Here is a 16333-nt window from a genome sequence, read left to right on the forward strand (position 1 = left end):
GCGCCCGGTGCGTCTGAAGGGTGTCCGGACTCCGCTTTCTGCAGCAGCACCGTGATTCCTCCCTGGGCATCCGCGGCGTCCGCGCGGTTGTGTTCTGAATAACAGCTAGAATTGTGGGGATTTAAACCCGTCCACGATTGCGTTGTCCGCCGGCTTTTCTTTTTGCAGGATATCAAGTCGCCGTTCGCGCATCGTCAGCCGCCCGCCAAGGAGGACCCGTGCCCGAGTCGAAGCCCCGAAAGAGGTCTGCCGCACCCGAGCAGACTCGCGCCGCGGAGGCCTACAAGCCGAACCCGGTGTGGTTCAAGCCGGTGATGTTCGGCCTGATGATCATCGGCCTGCTGTGGATCATCACGTTTTACATCAGCGAAGGCACTCTGCCGGTCAAGGACTGGGGCGCAGGCAACATCATCGCCGGCTTCGGCATCGCCATCGTCGGGTTCCTGATGACCACCCGCTGGCGCTCCTAGCCCCTTTTCGACCTTCCGGACCGGCACCCTGTGTGCCGGTCCGTTGGTTTAAGGCCGGGCTTCCTCCGGCGCCATTCTTTCCCGGCTATAACGTCAGCGGCTCCCGCTAGGCTCGGAATCATCCCGGACAGGAGAATCCCATGAGTACCGAACCCCTCGCCACCACCGGCGCCACGGCAACCGGCGGAACGGTCATCGGCGACGACGGCCTGGCCCGCCCCGTGTGGGCCTCCTCCGATCCCATGCTCCGGGACTATTACGACACCGAGTGGGGCCTCCCGGTCCGCGATGAACAGGGCCTCTACGAGAGGATCAGCCTCGAGGCGTTCCAGGCAGGCCTGTCCTGGGCAACCATCCTGCGGAAGCGCCCGGCCTTCCGGACGGCTTTTGCCGACTTCCACCCGGACACCGTTGCAGAGTTCACGGAGAGCGACGTCGAGCGGCTGATGCAGGATGCCGGGATCGTCCGCAACCGGCTCAAGATCCAGGCCGCGATTACGAATGCCCGCGCCACCGTTGAGCTGCGGAACGACGGCGGGCTGGTGAACTTTGTGTGGGGCTTCCAACCGGAGTCGACGCCGGAGCCGACGGCGTTGCACCAGATCCCCACCACGTCGCCCGAGTCGGTGGCCCTCTCGAAGGCCCTCCGCAAGCGCGGCTTCGCCTTCGTAGGCCCGACGACGATGTTCGCCCTGATGGAGGCGATCGGCATGGTCGACACCCACCTCATGGACAGCCACCGCCGGGGCAGCTCCGGAGTGTGGCCCCGGTAGAGGGTCTCCGCGTGGCCTGGGCGCTCCGACGCCGCCACCTCAAGCGTTTCTCCCGTGCTTCCAACGCGGCCGCTCGGCACTGAAATCGCTCCCTTTCTTCATCCCCAGCTGTGCACAAGAATCACAAAGTTATCCACAGGCTGTGGATCCAGTGAGTGGATAACCTCGACCATCCCGCAAATTCGGGCCTGCTGGCGGGCTTGAGGGGGTCCGACTGCGAATTACGTCCACCGACTTACAGGACTGTGAGTTATTAACACTGTGGAAACGGCTGTGGATAAGGCACGAGGTTTGTTAGCGGCGATGAGAAAGCCGTGCATGCGTCGGAGCAGCAGGATCTCGGAGATCCACGTGATCCCCACAGGTGGTCACCGGTTAGTCTGCTTGGCCTCACTAGCCGCCTGCCAGCCAACCCATCACCCCGGGCGCTTTATCCACGTCGAGTACCCACAAGTTATCCACAAGTGGGGATAACGGTGACGCTGCCCTCGATTGCGGCGACAACTGGGCCGTAGAGGCGGGGCCGACCGGAGAGTAACTAGGCTGTCGAGTTATTAACACTGTGAAAAAGTCTGTGCATAACCGCTATAAATCTGATCTATACGTCCAGGTCAGGGTCACTTCGGTGGATTCCGGCTTAAATCGGGCTTGCACGCCCACAAGTTGTCCACTTACCCACACTGGATTCCCCAAGAGTTATCCACAGCTGTGGAGGAGCCGGTGTGTAACTGTTACCAAGTGGCTTAATTCCGCCAGCACGGGCGGCTCGAGCGCATCCTCGTTCTTGAACTACAGGGCTGTAAGTTACCAACAGTGTGGATAAGCCCTGTGGAAAAGCGGCCGCCCGGCTTGTGCCGCGTCTGTCCCTCCTGTTGCCCACCCGCACCCGACCGCGGATCCGCTACGCTTCCGGACCATCGCACCCCGGGTCCGAAGTGCCGCGGTCCGAAACCGCCGCGAGAAGGGGAGGGTTCCCAGGCACAGGGACAGCGCCGGGAGGGTGGAGAGGCAGGAATTGATCCACAGCCCTGTAATCAGCAGCGGAGTCCGGTACCGGGACGGTGGGGCCGCACAGCCCGGACTCTGGCAACAAAGGCTGTCGAACCTGTCGTCAGCAGAGAGGCATCGCTGAGACCGCTGCGATTTCGGACCAGCGCATGCCGGGCCTCGGGGGCGCTTGTCTGAAATGGGTGCGAGAAAGAGAGTGGGGTGCGCCTGTCCGAAATCGGCGCGCAAGAGAGGATGCGGCGCGCCTGTCCGAAACCGACGCGCAAGAGAGGGTGTGGAGGCAGCGGGAGCCGCAACAGGAGCCGAAGCTGGACCCAGCCCGGCCGCAGCTACACCGGCAGGGCGGCTGTGGTGGCGGCGCGGACGGCGGTGGCGGCGACCAGCAGGCCCACCACCACGAGAAGGCCCAGGAACTGCAGGACGCCCTGCCGCTGGCCGCGGGGCACGTAGGCGATGGCCGCCGCGCAGAGGGCACCGGTGACCAAGCCGCCGAGATGTGCCTGCCAGGCGATCTGCGGCACCACGAATCCGATGACGGCGTTGATTGCTATCAGGACCCAGAGTTGCCGGGTGTCGCCGCCGCGGCGGCGCTGCACCACCAGCGTGGCGCCAAAGAGGCCGAAGATGGCCCCGGAGGCGCCGACCACACCGGCCAGTTGCTGGCCGGGGACGTACGCCGGGGTGAGCAGGTAGTAACCGACCGAACCGCCGACGGCGGAGATCAGGTAGAGGGCCAGGAAGCGGATCCGCCCCAGCAGGGGCTCCAGCGCCTGGCCAAAGATCCACAGCATGTACATGTTCAGCAAGATGTGGAGGATGAAGCCCTGGGAGTGCAGGAACGCGGAGGTCAGCATCCGCCAGGGTTCGAACGCCCCGAACTCGGGGGTGGCGTAGACCGTGGCGAAGGCCAGGTTCTGATAGACCCAGTCGTTCGGCACGATCCACTGCAGGACATAGAGAACGGCACAGGCGGCGATGATGCCCAGGGTCGCCAGCGGCCGGCCTGCCGCGGCCACCCCGCCGAAGGCGGAGCGGACCTGCGGCGCGGAGCGCTGGGCTTCGTTGACACAGTCAACGCATTGGAATCCGACGGCGGCCGCCCGCTGGCAGTCGGGGCATGCCGGACGCCCACACCGCTGGCACCGCACGTAGGCGGGCCGGTCGGGGTGGCGGGGGCATACCGGCACGTCAGCGGACGGCTCGGCCGACGGGATTCCGTAGCTCATGGCGGAGGCTAGAGCTTTTCGACGTCGATGCTGTTGATGACGACGTCTTCAACCGGACGGTCGCCCATGCCGGTGCGGACACCCTCGATGGCGTCGACAACCTTCTTCGACTCCTCGTCGGCCACCTCACCAAAGATGCTGTGCTTACCCTGCAGCCAGCCGGTGGGGATGGTGGTGATGAAGAACTGGGAGCCGTTGGTGCCGCGGCCCATCTGGATGCCGGCGTTGGCCATGGCAAGCTTGTAGGGCTCGTTGAAGTTCAGTTCCGGGTGGATCTCGTCGTCGAACTTGTAGCCCGGTCCGCCGATGCCGCGGCCCAGCGGATCGCCGGCCTGGATCATGAAGTCCTTGATGATGCGGTGGAAGATCGTGCCGTTGTACAGCGGCGTGCCGGTCTTGTCCTCGCCCGTCTCCGGGTGGGTCCAGGCCTTCTCACCGGTGGCGAGGCCAACGAAGTTGTCCACGGTCTTCGGCGCGTGGTTGCCGAAGAGGTTGACGACAATGTCGCCCATGCTGGTGTGGATGGTTGCTTTTGCAGTTGCGATGGCAGTCATGGGCCTATTCTTCCACGGCGGCCTCCGGCGTACAGGGGCGCGGGCTGAGTTCCGCGCTGGGTGAAATCGCCGCGAAATAAGGGCCGAGAATAGCCGGTGGAGTTCCGGCCACGTAGGCTAACTGCAGAACCGTCACATTAATCGGGAGGTAGTTGTGAAGAAAACGGATCGTATTGCCCGTGAGCTGGAGCACTCGGTGTCCAGCGCCGTGGAAAACGCCAAGGACTGGGCCACCCCCCGGGTGGAGGCAGCCGTTGACTGGGCCGTTCCGCGCTTGCAGCAGGGCCTGGATACCGCTTCCCCGAAGATCCAGGAGGGCCTGAAGTCTGCGGCCCACAACCTGGCCGACGGCGTCGCCACCGTCACTCCCCGCATCCAGGACGGTCTGGCGCAGCTTGCGCCGAAGATCCACGATGCCGTCGACGCCGCCACCCCGCGGCTGCACGACGCGCTGGACAAGGCCACCCCGGTGATCGCCAACGCGCGTGACCGCGTCGTGGTTGAGTACCTGCCGAAGCTCTCGGACCAGATCGGTGCCGCGTCCGACGCCGTTCACCGCACCCTTGAGGGCGCACCGGCCCACGTCGACGCCGTCGCCCAGCGTCTCGCTGACTCCGGCGTCGTACAGAACGTGCAGGAGCAGGCACAGGCTGCCGGCAAGCAGATCAAGGCCGCCGCCTCCGAGGCCAGCCGCGCGGTGACCGGCGAGGTCGCCAAGCAGCAGAAGCCCAAGCACCGCGGATTCCTGATCTTCGGCATCATCACCGCCGCCGTTGCCGCCGGCGTCGCCGCCTGGAAGGCGTCCAAGCCGGTCGAAGACCCGTGGAAGACCCCCAGCCCGGTGAAGCCCGCCACGCCGGCACCGGTTCCGGCCACCACGGTCACCGAGGTCAAGGAAGAGGCGAAGCACGCTGCCTCCAAGGCCGCCGACGCCGTCAGTTCCGCTTCCTCCGCCGCCGCCGACAAGCTTGGTGACGCAGCGTCCAAGGTCGGCGACGCCGCCAAGGAAGCCACCGACGCCGCCGCCAGCAAGGCTGACGAAGCGGCCAAGGAGGCCGAGAAGTCCGATGCCAATAAGAAGGTCGCCACGGACGCCAAGACCGCGATGAACAACATTGCGGCCAGCCTGAACGACGAGGGCAAGACCAAGTAAGCACCGCTGCCGCCGTCCAGTTGGCGGCCGCGGCCACACAGGGAGGGTCACCGCCACGGGCGGGGCCCTCCCTTTGTTATTCCGATCTGTGCCGACCAGCCCGGGGTCCCAACCCGCCCGGATGCTAAATTTGGGGGGATGTCACGCGAAGAGTCCCAGCTGGGTTCCCCCGACGATGCAGCGCTGCCGCCTGCCGTCTCCATCGTCATCCCGGCGTACAACGAGGAAAGCGTGATCCGGCAGTGTCTCATCGCTGCCGTCTACCAGTCGGTTCCGGCGCAGGAGATCATCGTCGTGGACAACATGTCCAAGGACCGGACCGCCGAAATCGTCGCGCAGATGCAGCTGGAATACCCGGAGAGCCGGATCCTGCTCATGAGCCAGGACAGTGACCAAGGCCTGATTCCCACGCGGAACTTCGGCCTGAACCATGCAACCGGCGATGTGCTCGGACGGATCGACGCCGACTCGGTCCTGGAGCCGGACTGGGTGGAGCAGGTCCAGAAGGCTTTCGCCGACCCCTCAGTCGCAGCCGCGACCGGCCCGGTGGTCTACTACGACATGCCGATGCGCCGCTTCGGGCTCAAGGCCGACGACAAAATGCGGCAGCTGATGCTCAAGCTCGCCAAGCACCAGTACCACTTCCTGTTCGGCTCCAACATGGCCCTGCGCCGCTCGGCCTGGGAAACCATCAAGGACGAAACCTGCCGGGATGAGCGGGACGAGATGCACGAGGACATCGACCTGTCCCTGCACCTTGCCGACCACGAGCTCCGGATACAGTACTGGCCGCAGATGATCTCCGGGATGTCCGCACGACGGCTCGAGGACTCGCCGCGCGACTACCGGTACTACGTCACCCGCTTCGACCGGACCTACAAGGCCCACAACGTCAAGAAGATGGCGCTCAAGGCCCCCATGGTGGTCTTCTTCTCGGTGTACTTCCCGGCCAAGCTGCTGCGTGCCCTGCACACCGTGAACACGGCCCAGCCGGTACGCCGCGGGGGCCAGTAACCCGCAGTTAATTCCGAACGGGCTAGTCCGTGCCGAGCTCAGCAAGACGGGCGGCACTGCGGCGCACGGCGCGTGAGCGGCGCTGGCCGAGGACCACGACGGCGAGTCCCACCAGGATCATGGCCAGCCCAACGTAGGTTCCGGCGGGCAGCTTCTCACCCAGGAACGCCGCCGCCAGCAGGGCGGCACCCGGGATTTCGAGCAGGATGATCATGGACACCAGCAGCGGGCTCATGGTGGCCAGCAGGTGGTTGAAGGCCGTGTGGCCCACCAGCTGGGCGCAGACGGTGATGGCGAAGATGCCCAGCCAGCCGGCCGCCTCGAAGCCGCCCAGGGGCTGTCCGCTGGCCAGCGCCAGGACGGCGACGACAGCGGCACACATGCCGTAGCAGAGGCTGGTGTAGACACCCGTGCTCATGGTCTGCCGTGCCTTGCCGCCGGCGAGGGTGTAGACGCCGGCCAGCATCCCGCCGGCGACGGCCAGAAGGTCCCCGGTGAGGGCCTGCGGGGAGGTCCCCATATCGAACCCGGTAATGGCAACCACGCCCGCGAAAGCCAGGCCCAGCCCGGCCAGGACCTGCCAGCCGTGCCGGACGCCGCGGAACAGCTGGAAGACGGCAATCCAGCCCGACTGCAGGCAGACCAGCGCGGTGGCGGCGGCCACGGAGGTGAGCTGCAGGGAGGTGATGAAGCAGGCGAAGTGCAGGGCGAGAGCGACGGCGGCCGCCAGGGACCAGCGGAACTCGGCGCCGGTGACGCGGCCGAACTGCCGGGGCTGGCGGACCAGCACGGGCCCGGCCATCACCACGGCACCGATGGCGTTCCGCCAGAACGCGATGGCGAGGGCGCTGACGGTGGTGGCGCCCAGGGTGGCGGCGATCAGGGGGCCGGAGGAGGCCACACCAAGGACGCCCAGGGCGGCGAGAAGGAAGGTCACGCCTCAACCCTAATGCGCGCACAGCGGTGGCCAGTGCCGTGACGGAATCCGGGAAAGGGAGGCTTAAAGCAAAAGTCCCGGCCGGCGTTTCCGCTGACCGGGACTTCTCGATGGTGGAGGCACGGGGACTCGAACCCCGAACCCCCTGCTTGCAAAGCAGGTGCGCTACCAATTGCGCCATGCCCCCATCGGAGCAACCCGCCAATCCGGCTAGTCGACCGTGTCGGTCGATTCGCTCCAGATTGCTTTCCGGGCTTCGGCTTCCTGCACTTTCCTGTAGACCAGGACGCCTGCGAGCGTAGCTGCAACTACCAGCAACTTCTTCACATGCACCCCGTTCCGGTCCGCTTGCGCGTTCCTTTACAAGAACCAGTACAGGTTCCGTGGGCGTACCAGGACTTGAACCTGGGACCTCTTCGTTATCAGCGAAGCGCTCTAACCGCCTGAGCTATACGCCCCGATGCCTCATCGGGCCGAGATATGACTTTACAGCACATCCCGGCCCGATCTCAAATCGAGGCATTTACCCGCTAAATCACGGGCAAAACGGGTATTTCTAGTCGTCCGTGAGGGTCACACCGATGCCGCCCACCAGGGTGGCAGCAATGTTGTACAGCACCGCGGAGAGCATCGACAGGGCGGTCAGCAGGACCACGTTGATCACGGCGATGATGACCGCGAAGGAGGCCACCTGGCCCAGCGAAGCTACCTTCTTCAGTTCGAAGCCGCCGCTCTCGGACCCGGCCAGGGTGCCGAGGAGGCCGTCCACCTGATCAAAGATGCCGGTGAGGTCCAGGACGGTCCACAGCACGATTGCGGCGACCACCGTGACGATGCCGAGGGCCACCGAGAGCAGGAAGGACATCTTCAGCACGGACCACGGGTCAACCTTGCTCACCAGCAGGCGGGCGCGGCGCACCTTGGCCTTGGGGGCCGGCTTGACTAGTCCGGGCTGACCGGGACGCGCGCCGGCCGTTTCCGGGCGGCTGGCCTGGCCGGCCGGACGCTGGCCCGGGACCGAGGGGCGCTGCCCGGGGACGGAAGGCCGCTGGCCGGGGGCCGCGGGACGCTGGCCGGAGCCCGCGACGCCGGGACGCTGCTGCGGACGCGACGGCGCATTCACCCGGGGGGCCGCCGACGGCTGCCGTGCGTTGCCGGGGCCACTGCTCGACTTGGGATAGGAGTCGGAATTGCTCACGGGTTACCTCCGGGGTTGTCTTCGTCCAGCTCGGCATCCCCTGATGGCTCATCTGACTCCGGGGCCGGTACTGATGTTGTGTCTCCGGACCCCTCGCGGGCTCCGTTTTCTCCAGCCAACGTTACGTCATCCGGCAGCGTAGCCTCATCTCCGGCGTCGCCCTCGGCTGCTGTTTCCTCGGATTCGAGGCCGCGTTCGCTGTTGCGGGCCACGGCGATGATGCGGTCGTTCTTGTCCGGCTTGGCGAAGATGACGCCCATGGTGTCGCGGCCCTTGGCGGGCACGCCGGCCACGGACGAGCGGACCACCTTGCCGCCTTCCATCACCACCAGGACCTCGTCCTCTTCCTGGACGATCAGGGCGCCGACCAGGTGTCCGCGCTCCTCCTGGTACTTGCCGACCTTGATGCCGAGGCCGCCGCGGCCCTGGAGGCGGTATTCCTCCACGGCCGTGCGCTTGGCGAAGCCGCCCTCGGTGACGATGAAGACGAACGAGCCGTCCTGGACGACGTCGGCCGCGAGCAGCTCGTCGTCCTCCCGGAACTTCATGCCCGTCACGCCGGAGGTTGCCCGGCCCATCGGGCGCAGCGCCTCGTCGGTGGCGGTGAACCGGATGGACTGGCCCTTGCGGGAGACCAGCATCAGGTCATCGGTCTCGGAGACCAGCTGGGCCGAGACGAGCTCGTCGCCGTCGCGCAGGTTGATGGCGATGACGCCGGCGGACCGGTTCGTGTCGTAGTCCTCGAGCCGGGTCTTCTTCACCAGGCCGCGCTTGGTGGCGAGCACCAGGTACGGGGCGTGCTGGTAGTCGCGCAGGTCCAGGACCTGGGCGATGTGCTCGTCCGGCTGGAACGCCAACAGGTTGGCCACGTGCTGGCCCTTGGCGTCGCGGGCGGCCTCCACCAGTTCGTACGCCTTGGCCCGGTACACGCGGCCCAGGTTGGTGAAGAACAGCAGCCAGTGGTGGGTGGTGGTGACGAAGAAGTGCTCGACGACGTCGTCGCCGCGCAGCTGGGCTCCCTTGATGCCCTTGCCGCCGCGCTGCTGGGAGCGGTAGTTGTCGCTGCGGGTGCGCTTGACGTAGCCGCCGCGGGTGATGGTGACGACCATTTCCTCTTCGGGAATGAGGTCCTCGATCGACATGTCGCCGTCGAAGCCCATCAGGACCTTGGTCTTGCGGTCGTCGCCGTGCTTGGCCACGATCTCGGCCAGTTCGGTGCTGATGATTTCCCGCTGGCGGGCCTCGGAGGCCAGGATCTCGTTGTACTCGGAGATCAGGGCCTCGAGTTCGGCGTGCCGGTCCTGGATCTTCTGGCGTTCCAGGGCGGCGAGCCGGCGCAACTGCATGTCCAGGATGGCCCGGGCCTGCAGTTCGTCGATCTCCAGCAGTTCCATCAGGCCGTCGCGGGCGGCCTCGGTGGTGGTGGAGGCGCGGATCAGGGCGATGACCTCGTCCAAAGCGTCCAGGGCCTTGAGCAGGGCGCGCAGGATGTGCGCTTCCTCCTCCGCCTTGCGCAGGCGGTACCGGGTGCGGCGGGCGATGACGTCCATCTGGTGCGTAACCCAGTGGCGGATGAAGGCGTCGAGGCTGAGCGTGCGGGGCACGCCGTCCACGATTGCCAGCATGTTCGCCGCGAAGTTGTCCTGCAGCTGGGTGTGCTTGTAGAGGTTGTTCAGCACCACCTTGGCGACGGCGTCGCGCTTGAGCACGATCACGAGGCGCTGGCCGGTGCGGCCCGAGGTCTCGTCGCGGAGGTCGGCGATGCCGGAGATCTTGCCGTCCTTGACCAGCTCGGCGATCTTGATCGCCAGGTTGTCCGGGTTGGCCTGGTACGGCAGCTCGGTGACCACCAGGCAGGTGCGGCCCTGGAGTTCCTCGACGTTAACGACGGCGCGCATGGTGATGGAGCCGCGGCCGGTCCGGTAGGCGTCCTCGATGCCCTTGTGGCCCAGGATGGTGGCGCCGGTCGGGAAGTCCGGGCCCTTGATTCGCTGGATCAGCTCCTCGAGCAGTTCCTCGCGGCTGGCGGTCGGGTTGGCCAGGTACCACTGCACGCCGTCGGCGACCTCGCGAAGGTTGTGCGGCGGGATGTTGGTGGCCATGCCGACGGCGATGCCCGAGGACCCGTTGACCAGAAGGTTCGGGAAGCGGGCCGGCAGGATGGTCGGTTCCTGGTTCTTGCCGTCGTAGTTGTCCTGGAAGTCGACGGTCTCCTCGTCGATGTCCCGGACCATTTCCATGGCCAGCGGGGCCATCTTGGTTTCGGTGTACCGCGGGGCGGCGGCGCCGTCGTTGCCGGGCGAGCCGAAGTTGCCCTGACCCAGCGCCAGCGGGTAGCGCATGGTCCAGTCCTGGATCAGGCGGACCAGGGCGTCGTAGATCGCGGTGTCGCCGTGGGGGTGGTACTGGCCCATGACCTCGCCGACCACGCGGGCGCACTTGTTGAAGGAGCGGTCCGGGCGGTACCCGCCGTCGAACATCGCGTAAAGCACGCGCCGGTGGACCGGCTTCAGGCCGTCGCGGACATCCGGCAGGGCGCGGCCGACGATGACGGCCATGGCGTAGTCGAGGTAGGAGCGCTGCATTTCGGTCTGCAGGTCCACCTGCTCCACGCGGTCGGTGAGCACATCGGTATCAAGGACGTTGCCTTCTAGCACGGGCTCCGCGCCGGATTCGACGGGAACTTCCGGTGTTTCATCACTCATAGTCTGTATTTTCCGTTTCAGGTATATATCGGTTCCGGGATATGCAGGAGGCGAAGCCGCTAGATATCGAGGAACCGAACGTCCTTGGCGTTCTGCTGGATGAAGTTTCGGCGGGACTCTACGTCCTCGCCCATGAGTACCGAGAAGATCTGGTCGGCCGCGAGGGCATCGTCCATGGTGACCTGCAGCAGCGTCCGATGCTCGGGGTCCATGGTGGTGTCCCAGAGTTCGGTGTAGTCCATCTCGCCGAGGCCCTTGTAGCGCTGGATGCCGTTGTCCTTGGGGATGCGGCGGCCGGCGGCCTGGCCGGACACCAGCTTGGCGTCGCGTTCCCGGTCGCTGTAAACGTAGTCGTGCGGGGCGTTGGACCACTTGATCCGGTACAGCGGGGGCTGGGCGAGGTAGACATAGCCGTTCTCGATCAGCGGGCGCATGTAGCGGAACAGCAGGGTCATCAGCAGCGTGGTGATGTGCTGGCCGTCGACGTCGGCATCGGCCATCAGCACGATCTTGTGGTACCGCAGCTTGGCCAAGTCGAAATCCTCGCCGATGCCGGTGCCGAAGGCGGTGATCATGGACTGGACTTCGGCGTTGCCGAGGGCCTTGTCCAGGCGGGCCCGTTCCACGTTCAGGATCTTGCCGCGCAGCGGCAGGATGGCCTGCGTCTCGGGGTTGCGGCCGCGTTTGGCGGAGCCGCCTGCCGAGTCACCCTCCACGATGTAGACCTCGCACTTCTGCGGATCCTTAGACGAGCAGTCGGAGAGTTTGCCGGGCATGCCGAAGGATTCCAGCGGGCTCTTGCGGCGTGCGTTGTCGCGGGCCTTGCGGGCAGCCATGCGGGCCTGGGCCGCTGAGATGGCCTTGCGGATGACGTCGCGGGCCGGGCCGGGGTTGCGCTCCAGCCAGTCGCCGAGCCCGTCGGTGACCACGCGCTGGACGAAGCCCCTGACCTCGGAGTTGCCCAGCTTGGTCTTGGTCTGGCCCTCGAACTGCGGCTCGGAGAGCTTGACCGAGATGACGGCGGTCAGGCCTTCACGGATGTCGTCGCCGGTGAGGTTGTCGTCCTTTTCCTTGATAATTCCCTTTTCGCGCGCGTAGCGGTTGATCAGGGAGGTCATCGCGGCGCGGAAACCCTCTTCGTGGGTGCCACCCTCGTGGGTGTTGATGGTGTTGGCGTAGGTGTGGACGCTTTCGGAGTAGGCGTTGGTCCACTGCATCGCCATTTCCAAGGCGATGTGCCGCTCGGTGTCCTCGGTTTCGAAGGCGATGACGTCCTCGTGGACGACGTCGACCTTCTTGCCGGAGTTGAGGTGCTTGACATAGTCCAGCAGGCCGTCGTCGTACTGATAGACCACGGTGTGGAATTCGGCCGGAACCTCGCCCTCGGTCTCGACGGCGTCGAGGTTCAGGTCCTCATCAATGGAGGTCTCCGATGCGGCGCGGCGCTCGTCGGTCAGCGTGATGCGGAGCCCCTTGTTCAGGAAGGCCATCTGCTGGAACCGGGCCCGGAGGGTTTCGAAGTCGAATTCCGTGGTCTCGAAGATGCTGCCGTCCGGGTAGAACGTCTGCGTGGTGCCGGTCTCGGAGGTCTCTTCGCCCTTGACCAGCTCACCCTGGGGCTTGCCGCCGTCGGCGAAGGACATCCGCCAGACGTGGCCCTGCCGGCGGACCTCGGTGTTGACGCGGCTGGAGAGAGCGTTGACCACGGAGATGCCGACGCCGTGCAGGCCACCCGAGACCGCGTATCCACCGCCGCCGAACTTGCCGCCGGCGTGCAGGATGGTCATGACGACCTCGACCGTGGGCTTGTGTTCGGTGGGGTGCATGTCCACGGGGATGCCGCGGCCGTTGTCGACCACCTTGACGCCGCCGTCGGCCTGCAGCACGATCTCGATGTGGGTGCAGTACCCGGCCAGCGCCTCATCGACCGAGTTGTCCACCACTTCGTACACCAGGTGGTGCAGGCCCCGGGGTCCGGTGGAGCCGATGTACATGCCCGGACGCTTCCGGACCGCCTCCAGGCCCTCAAGAACGGTGATGTCGCTGGCCCCGTATTCGCGGGGAGTGACCGTTTCGGTGGGCGCGGCCGCCTGGCCGGTTCCGTCCGCGGTGTCCGCTGCCGGGATTTCTGCATTGTCGTTAGCCACAGGCGCTTTCGACTCCTCTATGTTCGTTGAAGGCCGGCCGCGGCCGTCTCCAAGGAAACAGCCGCTGCCAACGGGCACGTCACTGACGGCGCCGGCGGCATGGCTGGCCGGGACCGATTCCACGCAGGAGAAACCGCGTCGGAAACGGACTCAGTCGACGTTGCATCGGCGCCCAGTTATCTTCCCTGATTCTACCGTGTTATAGGGCCGAATCCCGCATTCTGGCGGGGTAAACGCGGGTGTAATTGCCGTTGAGAGGCCACTGGCCCCGCCTGGAATGCTCCCGGGGTGTTCCGGATGGGTTCCTATACCGAACCGGGGCGTCTGAGCGCCCTACACGCCGTTTGTGGATTTTTCAATGGTCTTGGAACAACTGCTTCATACCTTCGGGCGGCGGTGCCGGTGGACGGCATAGGGGTATGGCGCGGCGTGCGGCCTAGCCGTAGGTGTCCCGGGGGCCGCGGCCGTTGACGGTGCGGGCACCCTTCCGCCAGCTGGGGGCCGCGGGGCCGAGGACCTGGATGCTGGTGACGACGCCGTCGCCGAGTTCCACGCGGAACTTCTCCAGCAGGCTCAGGCTGAGCAGGCGCAGCTGGGTGGCCCAGGCGGTGGAGTCGCAGCGGACGTGCAGGGTGGTGTCGGTGAAGCTTTCCGGGGTGCAGTGTGCCGAGATTTCCGGTCCGACCAGCGCCGGCCACTGTGCCATGACCGAGCCGACTGCCACCGGGGAGGTCCAGCCGCGTTCGGCGACCAGCCGACCCACCACCTTACCCAGGCCCAGGGGGTCCCGGCCGCTGCCATGGAACTGGCTGAAGCCGCGGGTGCCGGCGCCGCGGGCGGGTTTCTGGGTACTTCCGGGCTTAGGCGGCGCCTTGCGCCGGATCTCGCCCCGCGCGGCCGCAGCGTCACGCATGCGATTGAGCGCCGCCTGGGCGGCGTCGATGTCGTCGGGGTCGCGGCCGGGCTGCAGCGCGCCGTCGGTGTCCTTATTCATCGCCTGTCACTCGTGGCTTGTCCGGCTCATCGATGCCTCCCGGAATGACCTTTACCCGCCGGCCGGCGAGTTCCGCCGGGATGTCGCCTTCGACGGCGGCGGTCACCAGGACCTGTTCCGCGCCGGAGACTATAGCGGCCAGTTTACGCCGGCGCTGCACGTCGAGTTCGGCAAACACGTCGTCGAGGATCAGGATGGGGGCCGACCCGCCGGTCCGGGCGTCGTCGAGCATGACGTAGTAGGAGGCAAGCCGCAGCGAGAGGCACATGGACCAGGTTTCGCCGTGCGAGGCGTAGCCCTTGGCGGGGGCCTGCCCGAGGGTCAGGTCCAGGTCATCGCGGTGCGGGCCCACCAGGGAGATGCCCCGTTCGAGTTCACGACGGCGGGACGCCGAAAAGGCGCGAATGTACCGTTCGGTGAGTTCCTCCACGGTCAAGCGGCGCAGGTCCTCGTCCTGTTCCGCCGGTGCGGCGGCCACAGCGGATGCCACGGAATCGTAGCCGTCGCCGTCGCCATCGAAGATTCCGTCCAGCGTGGAGCGGTACACCGCGCCGGCTTCCTTGGACCCGTCCGTGAGCTGGGCGTAGGCACTTTTCAGGTGCGGCAGCAGCAGTTCCACCAGCTCCAGGCGCGCATGCAGCAGCTCGGCCCCGGCCCGGGCCATGTGCTGGTCCCAGACATCCAGGGTTGCCTCGTGCCCGGCGGTGAACTTGCCCGCCCGGCCGGATTTGAGGAGCGCGTTGCGCTGCTTCAGGACCCGGTCGTAATCGCTGCGGGTGGCGGCGTGCCGCGGCATGAGGCTGACCAGCAGTTCGTCGAGGAAGCGGCGCCGGTTGGACGGGTCGCCCTTGACCAGGGCCAGGTCCTCGGGCGCAAACAGCACCGTCTGGCAGATCCCCAGGATGTCGCGGGCCCGGACCGGGTTGCTGCGGTTGATCCGGGCACGGTTGGCCCGCCCGGCGTTGAGCTCCAGCTCCAGCACCGTCGACTGCTCGCCGCGGACCAGGCGGGCCCGGATCATGGCCCGTTCGGAGCCGAAGCGCAGCAGCGGGCCGTCCGAACTGACCCGGTGCGAGCTCAACGTGGCGAGGTACCCGATGGCTTCCATCAGGTTGGTCTTACCGATGCCGTTGGACCCCACAAGGACCGTGACCCCGGGCTCGAGGCTCAGGTCAACCTGGGCGTAGCTGCGGAAATCCGTCAGCGAAAGCTTCTCTAGGTACACGCCGGGGTCAGGGTCCCTGAAATTACTTGGCGGGCCGGGTGGCGTGTCCGCCGAACTGGTGCCGCAGCGCGGAGACCATCTTCATCGCCGGGGAGCTGTCCTCGCGGGAGGAGAACCGGGCGAACAGCGCGGCGGTGATGGCGGGGGCGGGAACGGCGTTGGCGATGGCCTCTTCGACGGTCCACCGGCCCTCACCGGAATCCTCGACGTAATCGGAAATCGACTCCAGCCCCGGGTCCTCGTCGAGGGCCTTGACCATGAGGTCGAGCAGCCAGGAGCGCACTACGGTGCCCTTCTGCCAGGCGCGGAAAGTGCCGGGCAGATCGGTGACGATGTCCTTGGCGGCCAGGAGTTCGTAGCCCTCGGCGTAAGCCTGCATCAGGCCGTACTCGATGCCGTTGTGGACCATCTTCGCGTAGTGGCCGGCGCCGACACCGCCGACGTGGACGAAGCTGTCCGCCCGGTCACCTTCGGGACGGAGTGCATCGAAGACCGGCAGGGCGCGCTCGATGTCGGCGGCGTCGCCGCCGGCCATCAGGCCGTAGCCGTTCTGCAGGCCCCAGACACCGCCGGAGACGCCGCAGTCGGCGAAGTGGACACCCTTGGCGGCCAGCGCGGCCGCGTGCTTCTGGTCTTCGGTGAAGCGGGAGTTTCCGCCGTCGATGACCAGGTCACCGGCCTCGAGCTTGTCGCCGAGTTCGGTGATGACGGCGTCGGTGATGTCTCCGGCGGGGACCATGACCCAGATCAGCCGGGGAGCCGGAAGCGCGGCGATCAGTTCGTCGATGGTGGCTGCGTCGGTGACCTCGGGGTTGCGGTCGAAACCGGTGACCTCAATGCCGCCGTTCCGCAGCCTTTCGCGCATGTTGAAGCCCATTTTTCCAAGGCCGATCAATCCAATGTGCACGGGGAACTCTTTTCTGCGCGGT

The 16333-nt window shown here is 66.4% G+C and carries 14 protein-coding genes and 2 tRNA genes; 4 read left to right on the forward strand and 12 right to left on the reverse strand.

The genetic code is table 11. The features are described 5' to 3' along the window. Positions 1–218 precede the first annotated feature (218 nt). On the forward strand, positions 219–470 hold the full coding sequence (locus AB0305_RS07120; protein ID WP_290257094.1) for a cell division protein CrgA: 252 nt from the start codon (positions 219–221) through the stop codon (positions 468–470). A gap of 140 nt (positions 471–610) precedes the next feature. Then, complete coding sequence (locus AB0305_RS07125; protein ID WP_364138049.1) at positions 611–1243, forward strand: DNA-3-methyladenine glycosylase I; 633 nt, start codon at positions 611–613, stop codon at positions 1241–1243. 1337 nt (positions 1244–2580) lie between these two features. Here the strand turns inward: AB0305_RS07125 and AB0305_RS07130 are convergent. Both AB0305_RS07130 and AB0305_RS07135 read right to left on the reverse strand, forming a co-directional pair. Next, entirely contained in the window at positions 2581–3477 is an 897-nt protein-coding gene (locus tag AB0305_RS07130; protein WP_364138052.1) for a rhomboid family intramembrane serine protease, read from the reverse strand. A gap of 8 nt (positions 3478–3485) precedes the next feature. Next, positions 3486–4031, reverse strand: a complete 546-nt coding sequence (locus AB0305_RS07135) for a peptidylprolyl isomerase (protein ID WP_290257097.1) — start codon at positions 4029–4031, stop codon at positions 3486–3488. Positions 4032–4185: 154 nt separating this feature from the next. Between AB0305_RS07135 and AB0305_RS07140 the strand changes: the two genes are divergently transcribed. Further along, a complete protein-coding gene (locus tag AB0305_RS07140; protein ID WP_290257098.1) occupies positions 4186–5184 on the forward strand; it encodes a hypothetical protein in 999 nt (332 codons plus the stop codon). Between the two features lie 138 nt (positions 5185–5322). After that, positions 5323–6198 (forward strand): glycosyltransferase family 2 protein, encoded by an 876-nt coding sequence (locus tag AB0305_RS07145; protein WP_290257099.1) that lies wholly within the window; start codon positions 5323–5325, stop codon positions 6196–6198. A 22-nt stretch (positions 6199–6220) separates the two neighbouring features. Here AB0305_RS07145 and AB0305_RS07150 read toward each other — a convergent pair whose 3' ends face one another. The 10 genes from AB0305_RS07150 to gnd form a co-directional block, all read right to left on the reverse strand. Beyond that, positions 6221–7135, reverse strand: a complete 915-nt coding sequence (locus AB0305_RS07150) for a DMT family transporter (protein ID WP_364138057.1) — start codon at positions 7133–7135, stop codon at positions 6221–6223. A 111-nt stretch (positions 7136–7246) separates the two neighbouring features. After that, a tRNA-Ala gene (locus AB0305_RS07155) sits at positions 7247–7322 on the reverse strand. A 23-nt stretch (positions 7323–7345) separates the two neighbouring features. Further along, positions 7346–7462: a DLW-39 family protein gene (locus tag AB0305_RS07160; protein WP_290257101.1), complete on the reverse strand. Its 117-nt coding sequence runs from the start codon at positions 7460–7462 to the stop codon at positions 7346–7348. Between the two features lie 57 nt (positions 7463–7519). Then, positions 7520–7593, reverse strand: a tRNA-Ile gene (locus AB0305_RS07165). Between the two features lie 98 nt (positions 7594–7691). Beyond that, complete coding sequence (locus AB0305_RS07170) at positions 7692–8333, reverse strand: DUF3566 domain-containing protein (protein ID WP_290257102.1); 642 nt, start codon at positions 8331–8333, stop codon at positions 7692–7694. Then, positions 8330–11038, reverse strand: coding sequence for a DNA gyrase subunit A (gyrA, locus tag AB0305_RS07175; RefSeq protein WP_364138061.1), 2709 nt, complete (start codon positions 11036–11038; stop codon positions 8330–8332). The genes AB0305_RS07170 and gyrA overlap by 4 nt, the downstream gene beginning before the upstream one ends. Positions 11039–11097: 59 nt before the next feature. Next, positions 11098–13185 (reverse strand): DNA topoisomerase (ATP-hydrolyzing) subunit B, encoded by a 2088-nt coding sequence (gene gyrB / locus AB0305_RS07180; protein WP_364138064.1) that lies wholly within the window; start codon positions 13183–13185, stop codon positions 11098–11100. Between the two features lie 436 nt (positions 13186–13621). After that, positions 13622–14179, reverse strand: a complete 558-nt coding sequence (locus AB0305_RS07185) for a DciA family protein (RefSeq protein WP_364138067.1) — start codon at positions 14177–14179, stop codon at positions 13622–13624. Continuing rightward, the gene (gene recF, locus AB0305_RS07190; RefSeq protein WP_364138070.1) at positions 14172–15404 is read right to left on the reverse strand and encodes a DNA replication/repair protein RecF; all 1233 of its coding nucleotides are present in this window, start codon (positions 15402–15404) and stop codon (positions 14172–14174) included. The genes AB0305_RS07185 and recF overlap by 8 nt, the downstream gene beginning before the upstream one ends. 22 nt (positions 15405–15426) lie before the next feature. Then, complete coding sequence (gene gnd, locus AB0305_RS07195; protein ID WP_290257107.1) at positions 15427–16311, reverse strand: phosphogluconate dehydrogenase (NAD(+)-dependent, decarboxylating); 885 nt, start codon at positions 16309–16311, stop codon at positions 15427–15429. Between the last annotated feature and the right edge of the window lie 22 nt (positions 16312–16333).

Source organism: Arthrobacter sp. NPDC080086 (assembly GCF_040702285.1).